Origin of the sequence: Prevotella veroralis (assembly GCF_018127765.1) — a bacterium.
GTDB lineage: Bacteria > Bacteroidota > Bacteroidia > Bacteroidales > Bacteroidaceae > Prevotella > Prevotella veroralis.
In genome coordinates this window covers 1823354-1837948 of record NZ_CP072330.1, presented here as the reverse complement: position 1 = coordinate 1837948, position 14595 = coordinate 1823354, and the positions used below count along the sequence as shown (strand labels likewise).

Below are 14595 nucleotides of genomic sequence, written 5' to 3'. Positions count from 1 at the left end.
TACTTATCCTTATCTACATTTGCTTAATTGTCATCTTTTATCCAATGAAGGCATTGTAACAGGGAAAAGTTCACTATTCGTATGCTCTTTCAGAGCAATTTCTATCATCTTCTGTACGATATCTGGATGCTCATTTGCTATGTCATGATCCTCGTGAAGGTCGTTTGATAGATTGTAGAGATGTGGTATTCCATGAATAGTAATCAGTTTCCAATCCCCCATTCGAACAGCTGTTTGGTCCGTTTCAGCGAACTCCCAATAAAGATAAGGGTACTTCTTTTGTCCGATTCCATCGTTTATGAGCGTAGGAAGAATTGATATTCCATCGAAGTAATCGATAGTCTTTTTCTTATTGCGATAGCGTTGTACATAATCCTTTACACCTACCATTTCTGCAAAAGTAGGCATGAGATCATAGAAAGCAAAGGGCAAATTACTCTCTACACCAGCCTTAATATGTCCATTCCAGCGAGCTATGAAAGGTATTCTGATGCCTCCTTCGTAACATTGTCGTTTAATACCTCTTAGCTTTCCATCGCGGTTGAAGAACGAAGGATCAGCCCCACCTTCCTCATGAGGACCATTGTCACTGGTAAAGATAACGAGCGTGTTGTCCGCAAGTCCCCTCTCATCCAATAGCTTGAGAATCTCTCCTACGTATGAATCAAGGCGTGTTATCATTGCAGCAAACTGTGCGTGCGTGTGAACAACGGCGTTATATCGTGAGCCTTCTTGCCCTCCCCACGTCTTATCAGTGAAGAACTGCTTCTTATAAAACGCCACTAACGAGTCGTCTGGTTGTGTAAGTTCTGCATGAGGAAGCGTATAGGTGAACACTCCAAAGAATGGTTTATCCTTCGTTTGAGCCTTCAGCCAGTCCATGGCATGCTGGTGGATGAGGTCAGCCGAGTATTGCGTGCGTTTAAAGTATTCGTCTCCAAACATTGGATGATTGATGTTTTCTGTCAAAACAACACGTTTCACCGCTGTATCTCCTCGTTCTTTATAGTATTCGTTGAGGAAGTTTGGATAATAGAGATGGGCTTGGAATTGGCATATATAGCCATAGAAATCATCCACCCCTCGCTTATCAGGTGTTGAAAGAGAGCCTTCGTAACCTCCTGCCCACTTACCGAACATTCCCGTTCGATAGCCATTATCCTTCATTATCTCTGGTAAGATAATGTGATTAGGGTCGTAAGGATGCTGTCCAACAACGCTGAAGTCTTTGTTTTCCCCATAGTAAACAGGCTTGCTATTCGTCCAATACTCCTTGTTACCACGCACCTCCGTGTGTCCCGAGTGCTGCCCAGTCATCAGGCAAGCACGCGATGGTGCACTCACAGGCGCACCTGCATAAGCCTGCGTGAAGCGCATTCCTTCCTTTGCCATTCGGTCTATGTTGGGCGTAAGGATATACTTTTGACCATAGCAACCGAGGTCGCCATAGCCCATATCGTCACACATTATATATATAATGTTAGGCTTCTGTTGCTTCTTAGGAGTCATAGCATTGCCCTGTACACAGCCTAATGCTGTTATTGGCAAGAGTGTTTTTGTTAGTTTTGAAATCATATTAATAGGTTTTAGGTTTTCGTTATCTGTTTTTAAAAAGGACTTCCATTTTCTTCTACCAAACCTCCTCTCCATCACTAAACGACAGTGGGAAGCGACGGATAGTATCGGGTTGAATGATTGAAAGAGTTGTATTTCCTTTCTGCTTCACAATCCTGTTTCCAGCCTTTAGGTCTTTATCGGTTATTGCCCAGAACTTCGTTATTTTGTGCACACGTGTACGTCCGTCTCGGTCAACACCCTCTACTTGGTATTCTCGAGCAGACTTAAAGGACACCACTTTGAAGTCGAAGGTTTGCTCCTTAAGATACGCTATGTACTCTGAACGAGTGTCCCTTAAGCAATCGTAGAAGAATGCATAACCAAACAAAACATAGAGTATTACTTTTATAATTTCAGCCTTGTAAAGGTCTAAATAAGCAATATAATAGCTCAGATTGTGCATAGGCTATGATGGATCCATTGGTTATGTGCAAAGATACAAATATTTTCTTTTAATTGAGACAAGCATTAGTTATAAATTAGATGAGGCTTCTTCTCCATTTGAAGAGGGCGTTCCTTTGAGATGAAGGAGGCGTTCCTTTGATGCGAGAAGAGCCTTTCCTTGATGTAAGAAGGGCGTCTGCTTCTTTGTATTCTTTTTGTTTCTTGCTAATGAACCATTGTCTTGTTACGTTTGATGCTCACCTCTGCAGTGATGCACCTCCTCGTTTTTCTAAAGATATTTCTTCCTTTCGGAGAGGCTTGCGGGAGACTGTGAGAGACGGAAAAGCGTATTAGATGAAAGATAAAACAGCGCTCAAACCAATAAAAAGCCCGAATTAATCGATGATTAACTCGGGCGAATGAGGATTATCCTGAACATCTTTACCCCAAACCTAATTATGTTGTTCTTATTGTGTTGTTGTTACCCTTGGGTGTAGCAAAGCTCTTTTAACGATGATTCTATTACTTAATTCTATCCAACATTGCCTGTGGGATCTTAGGCATAGCACCGTTTTGTGTGCATACATAAGCACTTACCTCAACTGCTAACTTATGTGCTTCAGGGATGCACATACCAGCGAGAATAGCTGAAGTAAAGGCTGCTGTGAAAGAGTCACCGGCACCGACTGTATCGGCAACATCTATCTTTGGCGTCTCTTGGAACGACTGAATGTTAGGTGCGAAGACGTATGAACCATTCACGCCACAGGTCAGTACGAGCATATCAAGGTTATACTTGCCCAATAAGAGCCAGCATTTGTTCTCTATATCAAGACCCGGATAGCCAAAAAGACGCCCAAGGGTGATAAGCTCCTCATCGTTAATCTTGAGGATATTAGCATGGTGGAGCGAGTTAGTGATAATCTCCTTCGTGTAGAAGTTTTGGCGAAGATTGATGTCAAAGATCTTTAGACAGTCCTTTGGAGTAGCCTCCAAGAACTTCTGGATGGTCTGTCGACTGACACTACTACGCTGTGCCAATGAACCAAAACATACGGCACGACAATTCTTAGCAGCCTCCTCTATTTCGGGAGTAAAGGGTATATTGTCCCATGCCACACCTTCTTTGATATCGTATGTTGGTACACCCTCGCTGTCAAGTTCGACCTGTACAGTACCTGTCTGATAGTCTACTTCAGGCATAATATAGTGTACGCCCTTTTGGTCGAAAGCATTGAGAGTTTCCTTACCTAAGGCATCATTGCCCACAGCACTTATTGCTAACGAGTCGTGACCGAACTGTCCTGTATGATAAGCGAAGTTTGCTGGTGCCCCACCAAGCTTCTTTCCTTCAGGAAGACAATCCCACAATGCCTCTCCGAGGCCTACGATTACTTGTTTCATAAGCTCTTTCTTTTATTTGTTGTTCATCTTTGGAATATAGCTAAAGAGGTACAATACCCCAATAGCCATTATGAGTACAGCACCGAGCTGTTGGTTCATAGCATCGCTGGCAAAGCCCATAAGGAGTGGGAAGATGGTACCTCCAAAGAGTCCCATAATCATCAATCCGCTTACTTCGTTCTGCTTATCTGGAACGCTCTGAAGGGCTCTTGCGAATATCATAGAGAATATATTGCTATTGCCATAACCTACAAGTGCGATGGCAACATATACTGCTGTATCACGTGTTCCAACGCCTAACCATATCATAGCAATAACCATCATCAATACCGAAATAGTGAAGAATACTTTATTATTCATTACTCTCAAGAAGAATGAACCAGTAAGACATCCAAGCGTACGGAATATGAAGTAGAGTGAAGTAGCAAATGCCGCATCATTCAAAGTCATACCGAATCGTTCCATAAGGATCTTCGGTGCGGTGGTATTAGTACCTACATCGATTCCTACGTGACACATGATTCCAAGGAAGCTAAGCAATACGATTGGTTTACCCAATAGGCTTAAGCATTGCATGAAAGAGCTTGCTTTACCCTCAATAGGCTCTTCTTCGATAGGAGTTGAGAAGAGTAAGAGGGTGGCAAGAATACCAATTATAAGATATATAGGGAATAGGACACGCCATCCGAGACCAAAGGCTGGAATGCTTGCCTGCGCTCCCCACATGGCAAGATAGGGTGCCATGAATGAGGCGATAGCCTTAACAAACTGTCCAAAGGTGAGTGTTGAAGCAAGATTTCCACCTTTCATAACGGTAGAAACAAGCGGATTCAACGAGGTTTGCATCAGTGCATTGCCAATACCAAGGAGTGAGAACGATACGAGCATAAGCCCGTATGATTCGCCAAAGACGGGTAGTAGCAATGAAAACAAGGTGATGATGAGACTGAGTAAAACGGTCTTTTTACGTCCAATCTTGTTCATCAACATACCAGTTGGCACTGAGAAGATGAGGAACCAGAAGAAGACTAAAGATGGAAAGACGTTAGCTGTAGAATCAGTTAGGTGTAAATCGTCCTTTACGTAGTTAGAGGCAATACCTACCAAGTCCACAAAGCCCATTGCAAAAAAGCATAGCATGACAGGCACCATAGCCAGTTTATTGGTTTTCGACATAATGTTTAAATTTTTAGTTCGTGTAGTTTAATTGTTTTGGATAACGCTTGCAAAGTTATTACTTTGCGGTGGAAAGAGATTGAAAATTCCGTTCATTGATACCAACAAATGCTTCTTTAACATGATTATTTATAGGTAAATGAACGAATTATTCACCCTTTCTTTAGTCCTTACTATTAATCCTTTAGTGCATGAATCTTTACTTTGCAACCCTTAGCAATAACTTTGTCGTATGGCTTAGAAGGAAAGACAAGATTGGTCATTGATACCTTTCCATCAATATCGAAAGCCTCAACACTGCAGCGATCAACAAATATCTGCATCCCTTTGATTACTCCATTAGTTGGCGCAATGGTCTTTGCTTTAAAGTCATTGTGGAAGTCTGTGAGCCCACTCTGTGTGCGATCCATACTGAATGTACCATTCTTTCCATCATAGACCATTGTTACATGTTCGTTTTTGTCATTACTCAAAACGATGGAGGCATTGCTCTTGATGTTGGTTATCTCTATGTAGGCAGCAGCCTGAAAACGCCCCGATGGTTTCTGCTCGAAAGCTGTGAGTACCTCTGGAGATGGTTTAACGCTGAGGTAATCCTCACCGTTATAATTGTAAAGGCTCACATCTCGTGGCAAACCATTGGCTGAACGGAACTGTTGAGTGGGCACTTGATTAGCATACTGCCAGTTACTCATCCATGGAAGAACGACTATTCGACCATTAGGAGCATTGCTAAACGATACCGTGGCATAGTGATCTTTTCCATAATCCATCCACTTTGTTATCTCAGGCTTTGATTCGCAAGTGAACTTATGACCATCGAATGTACCAATAAAGTATTGTGTTGCACTACCACCGAAGGGACCGCCTGGGTTGATGTTACAAATAAGTACCCACTTATCACCCATCTTTAACAGGTCAGGACACTCCCAAACACCTCCATGATTACCATATCCTTCACCGAAGCTACTCTCATACTTCCAGTCCTTCAAGTTCTTAGAACTATAGATATTCATCTGTTGTCCAGCTGCAAGAATAAGGTTCCATTGCTTTACATCATCGTTCCAAAAGACATTAGGATCGCGGAAGTCGGGTACATCACTTGTGATGATTGGGTTATTGGCATACTTCTTAAAGGTCATGCCATTGTCTGTGCTGTACGCAATACTTTGTGTTTGTGCAGCCCCAGCAGATGTATAAAAAGCAACAACAGCGTCCTTTCCAAATCCAGCAGAGTTCTCTTTGTCAACAACACTACTACCACTGAATATGGTACCAAGGGCATCTGGCTGTATTGCTTCACCTTGATTTTCCCAGTGCATGAGGTCGGTAGAGGTGCTATGTGCCCATGTCATGTTCTCCCACTGCGAACCGTATGGATTGTATTGATAGTACAAATGCCATACACCATCCTTATAGAACATACCATTCGGGTCGTTCATCCAACCATAAGCAGGGGTGTGGTGATAGATGGGACGGAACTTCTCACGGTTCTTAGTGTCGAATACGTTAGTCACTTTTATATCTTTCCAACAAGCAAAGTCATTAATTAGTCCAATGCTACGTTTATCTCCCGTGAATTGGATGTCAAGCAATACATCACCGCTATACTTGCTAATGTCAAGTGGAACACTATAATCAGTTTTATTGATGGAGAGCTTACAGTTGAACTCTTTCACTACTTGGTTGTCCTTGATAATACGAATATGCGCATTATTCTCATCCTCTTCTACTGGTAGAAGAATGTACTTATCTGTTGTCATAATACGCTTGATTGCGTGATTCTGGCTTAAGAATGATTGTGCATGCATAAGCGTAGTACTTGTAAAAAGGCATATAGCCAATGTCATTAACTTTCTTTTCATCGTAGGTTGTGTGTCGTTGTTTGGGTTTCTAATGGACAAAGACAGTAATTTTATCGATAAGTCGAAAAGAAATAGTCGTCCATTCTATGATGTTTTCGCAATACTTAGCAAGTTCTCACGGAATGAACGACTTTCTTAGAAAAGTATCTTTTGTACTATCTTCATCGATGAAATGAGTGATAATCTTAATACTGACTTACTGTGAGATCAGTGATGGTAACGTTGCCACCATAGTTATTGATACTCCAGCAGTTCTTCTGTATTCCATAGATACGGTTGGTGTAACAACATACATCATTGATGTACATTACAGCAATACTATTGTCCGTATAGATGGTTACATGATATATATTGTCACTTGGACGAGCGAAGTTATAGCCGTCAATCCCTGCTATAAAGCCATGACCTGCGGTTCCTTCTTCTTCAAAGTTGACCTTACGTGTTTGGTCATTCTCGGGATTTACAATCATAGAGTAATACTTCTCAGAGTCGGTACCACGTACAAATGATATACCGAACTTGTCCCAGTTATTAGAGGTTGTAACCGTGAAGGTAATCTTATTGTGATAGCCGAGACGATTGAAGAGAAGATAAGAATCACCTGAAAGTTTATAGCCGTTGGTGACATTTTCAATGCCATTCTCACTTTTAGCCATAACCTTTACCTCTTGTTTCTTGGTGTATTTCTCACTGACACCTTTTACTTCTCCTAAGGTAAGAGTGCCATCGGCATGTTGTATGAGACGATGTGCAACTAGGTTACCTGCCCATTCGGGTTCATTAGGAGCAGCACCAACTGCTGTATTATCCTTGCCAGGACGTGTTGGACACCAGCCCCAGATGTAGCGATTCTGACCATCACTAGCAGTCTTTCCTGCATAGAAGGCACGACTGTCTAAGAAGCCCTCATGAGCATCAGGCCATAAACCTGCATCATTTTGTGTGCAGGCTCTCAATTCGTCAAGAGTTCTACCCTTAAAGTATTGTACACGGCGGATAGCAGCATGTTTCTCACTATAAACAAGATACCACCAGTTGCCCATCTTAAATAGATCTGGGCACTCATAGAATCGATCCCACATCATGGTCATGAATGTTCCTGCGTGATTCCATGTCTTGAGATCATCGGATGTGAACTCTGCTAAATGTCCTTTGCTACCTTTCAATGTAGCGACAAGCATGTGCCATTTGTTATCATCGCCTTTGAAGACAAAGGGGTCACGGAAATCGTTCTTACTATATCCGTAATCATCCCCCTTTAGTCGGAATGTGTGATTTTTAGTCCATGTCTTGAAGTCAGATGATGTTGCCATCATCACCATCTCACCATTATCTGTAGCAGTTGTTTGGTATCGGTGTCCTGTATAGAAGGTGTAGTACAATCCATCAGCATCATTATAAACTGTTGATCCTGTGCCCAGTGCCGCATCTTGTTCATTGATACCACCACAGTGAATAAGTTCACCAAGAGACTGATAGTTGGTTGCATCTTTAGTTTCGACAGCCCAAATAGGATGATAGGTGCCAGCTTGATTAGGTCGGAAATCTTGTAGATACATCACCTTAAAGTCCTTTGCTTTGGGATCGAAGAATGGCATCGGGTCTCCAACATAACCAACAGCTGGCTTATAAAAAGTGCTTTGTGCCACTTCATCGGTAGAATTGAAGTAGGTTGCAGTATCCCAGTCTTTTTGATCTACTATGGTCTTGTCATCGCTACAGCCCGTTAACGGGGCTGTTAAAGTCGCGATGAGTGCGAGAGAATATATAATAGTTCTCATTTTTATTAAACTTTTAATGATTCATTAAATAGTTGAATGCGTTCTGTGTCATCTTAGCGATATTGTTGTGATAGTAGGCTGGAACATCATCAATGCTATACCAGTCATAACATCCGGAACCGATACATAGTATCTTACCTTTCGTTCCTGTTGCAGGGAATTCCCATGCAACGACAGCACCATCACCACCATAAGCCAGATCTTGTGCACCTGTTTCTGTGCGCCATTTAGCTAAGTTGTCATATCCTCCCCAGTCTGTACCAATATGCCATTGAGCGGTAGAGTTCGTGATACGATAGTTTGCGTCACAAGTGTAAACAGAGTTTGGCTCGCCACTCTTCATTATGAGATTCTGGAAAAGAGGATGACTTGTATGTCCCTGAATAAAGAAGTTCCAAGGTCCGTTTGCTTTTTCTGCATCAGCTTCATTTTGTCCCCAACAATTATTAGGGGCAGCATTGTTTGTTACAGCGCCAATCTCTGCTGGCATGTTGGTAGCATATCGAGTGAAGAGGAAAGAACCACCATTGTTATAGTAGTCTCTCAATGCGACAGCTGCATTGATGGCTTCTGGTGCATTTCTTTCAAATGCTTCTTTTCCGTCAACACCACCATCTTTATGATAATGCCACCAAATGACTTTACATTCACTGAGGTCTACAGAACCATTCTTAATATCAGAGAATGATGCGTAGAGAGAGTTTGGAATGTTTTGAAGCATCCACTTACAAGCTGTTAACTCCTCTGGATTAAGCTCGTTCATAGTAGCTGGTAAACCAACGAAGACAGCGGTTGGCTTGCCTATAGCTGTTACCTTTACAGTGTATTGAGCAGATGCGGTATTATTGGTAACTGTGAATGTAACAGGGTTTGTGAAGTCTGTTGCTATACCATTAGATGGGCTGACCTTTGCATTTTCACTCAATCCAATTGTTGGTGTAAGAGAATGGAGGTCAAGCGTATTAGGTACATAGACAGAGATGGTCTTATGTGCCTCATCGATGATACCATTGTATATACCATTAATCTTAAATGAGGTTATTTTTGCCTCATCTCGTAGAACCTTGATAGTCCAATTGAGGAAGACATCACCATTCTTAATGCTTAACTGCTGTGCCGTGAGCATATTGAGCTTATCTCCCTCTTTGATATTACTGATGGCACTAGCGCTTAGTTTGAGTGTGGTGACCTTCATGTTTGTGACATCGTAAGTCTCTGGTACACGTATAGTAATTGTTCGTGAAGCCAGGTCTACGATACCTTTATAATTATCCAGTACAATGTTTTCGACTGAACATGATCCGTTTAATTGCAGGTCTGAGGTGTTCTCTTCACTGCAGCTACTTAAAGCTAAGAAAGCAATAAGAGCGATAAATAGTGTTGTTATTTTCGTTTTCATAATTACCACTGACCAATGTTTTGTTTGTAATGTCTATTTGATGCTGCTATTTGTGCGTATGGAATAGGTAAGTACTCATTCTTGTTTTTTGTAAAGTGAGCACTGCTATAGATAGAACAATCATTTGCTTCTTCTGCATAATACTTATTGAGGACGCGATCTGCTTCACCCCATCTAACAAGGTCAAAGAATCTTTCAGACTCCATGCCCATCTCTAGGCGACGTTCCATTTTGACGATGTCAAGAGCTTCAGCCTGACTGTAGGTTCCTGTGTATGGCATAATATTCATTCTTACACCATAGTCACTCTGATAATTGCTGATAGCACCTGTGCTTTGCTTAGCTCGATTGCGAATCTGATTGACAATATTGATAGCTTCATTGATACGACCATCATTTAGTTGAACTAAAGCTTCGGCACGTTCAAGGAGGACATCAGCATAACGGAAGACAATACGATTCTCAGATGTACCCCACCATGCTCCTTTCTTCAGATAAGGACTCTCTGGGTCAACATTCTGCTTTAAAGTTACGTAATAGCCATACAATCCATTACTTCTACTCCATATAGCAGTCTTATCCATTATAAACTTAGAGTTAAACTCATAAGGCAAACCAGGAATACCTACGGTAAGGAATAAACGTGGATCGGCATAATCGGTTACCTTGTTATAGTCATGATTATTGAAAGTACCGATATATGGATGTCCATTTGCATCTGTACGATAGGCATTAACAAGATTTTGACTTGGCTTATAAAAATCACATCCTCCATCAGTAACACCTGGAATGTTTGGCACAATCAGTCCGTAACTCCAGTTGAGATTACCATTCTTGGTTCCATCGTTGATAGAATATTGCATTGCCCAAAGGCTTTCTTTACCATTCTCGTATTGTGGTTCAGGTCTAAAGTTGTTGTGGAAGTCATTCTCCAGGCCATAGCCACCAGCTGTATAGATTGCTGGATCACTAAACTGAACAGCTTTCAAGAGATCATCCTTTGAGATACTTGTAACTTCATTTGTATTCTCATTGTCTTGGTGATAAGCCTTATACATGTAGACTTTCGTGAGGAATGCTGAAGCAGATGCTTTGGTTGGACGCCCCTTATCTGCCTGATGAACGGGTAATGTGTTATAGGCATCCATTAGGTCATCAATAATAACTTGCCAACCTTGGTCGTTTGTATATTGACGATTAGAAAGTGTGTTGTATTGCTCTGTTTTGAGGTTAGGATCTGTAATGAATGGTATGTTCTTATATAATCGTTTCAATAAGAAATGACCATACGCACGCAAGAATTTCATCTCTGCCAAACGTTCATCCTTTTGAGGATAAACAGAGCTATTGACTTGTTCAAGGAGTGCTATTGCCGTGTTAGCACGTGATATACAATTGTATAGTCTCTGCCACATATCGCTGATATTCCAATTTGTGGTCAGTATTCCTTGTTCTATTTCAAGCTGGTGGAACACATCACCATCACTGGTTCCATTGCCACCTTTATAAGCATCATCACTACGGACATCATAGTTCCACATTGAGAAAGAAGAGTTAATATCTTCTGCTGAAATAAATATAGCGTAAGCTGATATTACTAGCTCATCAGCATGATTAGCTTCCTTTACTTGCTCATCACTTAGTGTTGCTTGTGGAGTATGTTCATCTAAGAAGTCTGAACAACTTGTCATACTAAGAGTAGCAAGCACAAGTGCTGAATATATTACTTTTTTCATATTATATTGTCAGATGATAATTGTTAGAATGTAACGTTTATACCGAATGTGATATTGAGTGGAATAGGGTAACCATAGTTTGGATTCTCTGGATCAACACCCGTAAAACTCTTACTATGTATACTTAATAAGTTCTGCGCACTGAGGTAGAAACGTAAACGCTGCATTGCAAGACGATTAGTCATACTCTTTGGCAGATTATATCCTAACTGAATAGTACGTAGCTTTAAGTATGAGCCATTCTCCACCCAATAAGTAGAAACACGCTTCTCATTATTATTATCAGAGAGTGAGAGAGCTGGAATATTACTATCTGAGTTGGTTGTACTCCACGCATTTAACAAACGTTGTCCCTTGTTTAGGAAACCAATATTCAAACCAGCCCAAATATCAGTCTGCTTCTTTAAGTCAGAGATAATATCTACACCTTGTACGCCTTGCCAGAACATTGTGAAATCAAAGTTTTTGTATTCAAGATACACATTAAGTCCATATGAGAAGTCTGGTGTTGGGTCATAAATCCAATCTTGGTCTGCTTCTGTAATAATGTTATTGTCATCCAAGTCCTTCCAACGCATACGTCCAAGGGTTGCACCATCCTGTTTTGCATGATTATCAATTTCATCTTGACTCTTGAAGATTCCATCTGCGATATATCCAACTTGTGCACCCATAGGATGACCGATAACACTCTTCACACCATTACCACCAAAGGTTCCATTAGCCGCAACTGTTGATGGTAAAGCTGTAATCTTATTACGATAAGTACTAAAGTTACCTGCTATGTCATAATGAAAACCACCCTTGGTTGTCTTGCGATAACCCAAGTTGAGTTCAACACCACGATTCTCCATAGCACCAGCATTAATCCACTGTGTGCTTCCTTCTCCCATAGCCGCAATACCAGCCATCTGCACAAGGATATCCTTAGTCTTTTTATAATACCAATCAAAACTTCCATAGAGTGTAGAGTTGAACATAGCGAAGTCCAAACCAAGGTTAGTTTGATAGGTTGTTTCCCATTTGATATCATTGTTACCGAGTTGGTCACGTTTAAATCCACTTGGCAATTGACGACCACCATTGGTTCCAGCTATATCGTATGATGTCCCATAACTCTGACCACCATTTTCATTTACTCCATAGTTACTAACATATATGGTGTAACGCGCAATGTTAGAAATCTCTTGATTACCAGTTGCTCCCCACGATGCTCGAAGTTTTAAATCATTCAACCATTGTGCACTCTTTAAGAACTTCTCCTGATTAACACGCCAGCCCAAAGAGATTGATGGGAATGTCGCATAACGATTGTTTTTACCGAATCGAGATGAACCATCATAACGAAGGGTAAATGAGGCTAAATACTTGTCAGCATAATTATAATTCAGTTTACCAAAATAAGATACTAACGAGTATCCACCTCCACCACCATAGGCTTGTGCAGTACCAGTACCGGCATCAGGCCACATGTATGTAGGGTTAAGAATAAGGAAGTCTTCTTTATATCCAGAGAAATAGTTGTCATCTTCACGATTCAACTCAATACCTGCCATAGCGTCTACACGGTGTAAACCAGCTTGTAGATTGTAAGTCGCAATAGCATTCCACATCCACTTTGTCCAGTGTTCCTGTTTGGCCTCAACGGCATTCTTAGAATTGGCGACATTTCCTTCTGTGATTGGATAAGTGAAGAATCTCTGTTGTTTCTGAGCATAATCCAAACCAAAAGTTGAACGAAGATTGAATCCTTTAAAAAGGTGAAGGTTTATGTAAGCGTCACCGAAAGTACGCCAATAAATATATCGATTATCACTGTTACGATACAAACGAGCCACAGGGTTCTCACGGTCAGGATAACCACCAACAGGACCTGCATAAGTTCCTTTCTCCGTGTAAACAGGAAGAGAAGGATTGAATTGAAGAACGTTCTCAAGGAACCCACCAGGGGCTTGTACCTCCGATGTACGATTCAAGGTGAAGTGTTCGCCAATAGTCAAAACATCTTTTATCAACTTATATTCAGTATTTATACGAGCTGAATAACGATCAAAATCTGATGTTTTAATGATACCTAAGTTTTTATAATAACCTAAAGAGAAATAAGAAGAATGACGATCTGAACCACTACTAACTGCTACATTATAGTTTTGAACAACACCTGTACGTGTTGTCTTATCAAACCAGTCTGTATCATCAGCTGGTGTAGTACCTGCGTCATCAAGGTATTTACGCATACTAATGTTATTCAACACAGGATTACCCTGTGCGTTGTATCCCCAGTCATAACGATAACCTAAACCGTTAGTATTTGGATCCATTCCATCGTTAACATAAGCTTGCCACATTACTTGTCCGTATTGCTTCGCATTAAGAACATTCATCTTGTGAGCATACATTGATGCCGCAATAGAAGCATCAATATCTACATTTACTCTTCCTGCTTTACCTTTCTTTGTGGTAATGATGATGACGCCATTAGCCGCACGACTACCATAGATAGAAGCAGAGGAAGCATCTTTCAAAACTTGGATACTCTCAATATCACTACCGTTTAACTCATGCATACCAGCCTTTGTCGGTACACCATCAATGATATAAAGAGGGTCATTGTTGTTCAGAGTTCCAATACCACGAATACGCACTGTGGCTGATCCAGAGGGTGAACCATCTGCAGAGATATTCATACCCGGAACTCTACCTTGCAATGCCTTCATCGGGTTGTTTTCGTTCTGTTTAGCTAGTTCATCAACACTAACTACTGATACAGCACCTGTAAGATCAGCTTTACGTTGAGTGGTATAACCCGTCACAACCACCTCGTTCAGTTCACTTGCATTTGTTTGTAACTGCACTTTTAAACCAGTGCCAGCTTTTACTTCCACGTTCTTATAGCCCACATAGGAGACAATAAGTGTAGCACCTTGAGGGGCTTTAAACATGAAGTTTCCATCAATGTCGGTGACAGTTCCATTTGATGTGCCCTTCTGTACCACCGATGCACCGATAACAGGTTCTCCCTGTTCGTCAATCACTTTACCACTAACATCTAAAGTTTGCGCCATAGCCCCAGCACAATACATCAGAAGTAATAGGCTCGTGATCACTCGTAATAATTGTTTCATAACTTTTAATAGTTAGTAATACTAAATTAAAATCTTTGGTTTAGTGGCACAAAGATAAGTAATGGTAATATCCTTTCCATATAATAATCGTTCTCTGAATATAATAAA

The 14595-nt window shown here is 41.0% G+C and carries 9 protein-coding genes; all 9 read right to left on the bottom strand.

Features of this window, described 5'->3' with window-relative positions; all coding sequences use genetic code 11:
* Positions 1 to 30 precede the first annotated feature (30 nt).
* Complete coding sequence (locus tag J5A55_RS07735; RefSeq protein ID WP_039851179.1) at positions 31 to 1575, bottom strand: arylsulfatase; 1545 nt, start codon at positions 1573 to 1575, stop codon at positions 31 to 33.
* A gap of 55 nt (positions 1576 to 1630) precedes the next feature.
* A complete protein-coding gene (locus J5A55_RS07730; protein ID WP_004382926.1) occupies positions 1631 to 2020 on the bottom strand; it encodes a hypothetical protein in 390 nt (129 codons plus the stop codon).
* A gap of 503 nt (positions 2021 to 2523) precedes the next feature.
* Positions 2524 to 3405: a carbohydrate kinase family protein gene (locus J5A55_RS07725; RefSeq protein WP_004382923.1), complete on the bottom strand. Its 882-nt coding sequence runs from the start codon at positions 3403 to 3405 to the stop codon at positions 2524 to 2526.
* 12 nt (positions 3406 to 3417) lie between these two features.
* Positions 3418 to 4581: an MFS transporter gene (locus J5A55_RS07720; protein ID WP_004382922.1), complete on the bottom strand. Its 1164-nt coding sequence runs from the start codon at positions 4579 to 4581 to the stop codon at positions 3418 to 3420.
* Between the two features lie 176 nt (positions 4582 to 4757).
* On the bottom strand, positions 4758 to 6446 hold the full coding sequence (locus J5A55_RS07715; protein ID WP_004382921.1) for a glycoside hydrolase family 32 protein: 1689 nt from the start codon (positions 6444 to 6446) through the stop codon (positions 4758 to 4760).
* A gap of 185 nt (positions 6447 to 6631) precedes the next feature.
* Positions 6632 to 8227 (bottom strand): glycoside hydrolase family 32 protein, encoded by a 1596-nt coding sequence (locus J5A55_RS07710; RefSeq protein WP_004382920.1) that lies wholly within the window; start codon positions 8225 to 8227, stop codon positions 6632 to 6634.
* A 13-nt stretch (positions 8228 to 8240) separates the two neighbouring features.
* Positions 8241 to 9626, bottom strand: coding sequence for a DUF4960 domain-containing protein (locus J5A55_RS07705; protein ID WP_004382919.1), 1386 nt, complete (start codon positions 9624 to 9626; stop codon positions 8241 to 8243).
* A 2-nt stretch (positions 9627 to 9628) separates the two neighbouring features.
* Positions 9629 to 11362 (bottom strand): RagB/SusD family nutrient uptake outer membrane protein, encoded by a 1734-nt coding sequence (locus tag J5A55_RS07700; protein ID WP_004382918.1) that lies wholly within the window; start codon positions 11360 to 11362, stop codon positions 9629 to 9631.
* A gap of 23 nt (positions 11363 to 11385) precedes the next feature.
* Entirely contained in the window at positions 11386 to 14487 is a 3102-nt protein-coding gene (locus tag J5A55_RS07695; RefSeq protein ID WP_004382917.1) for a SusC/RagA family TonB-linked outer membrane protein, read from the bottom strand.
* Positions 14488 to 14595 lie beyond the last annotated feature (108 nt).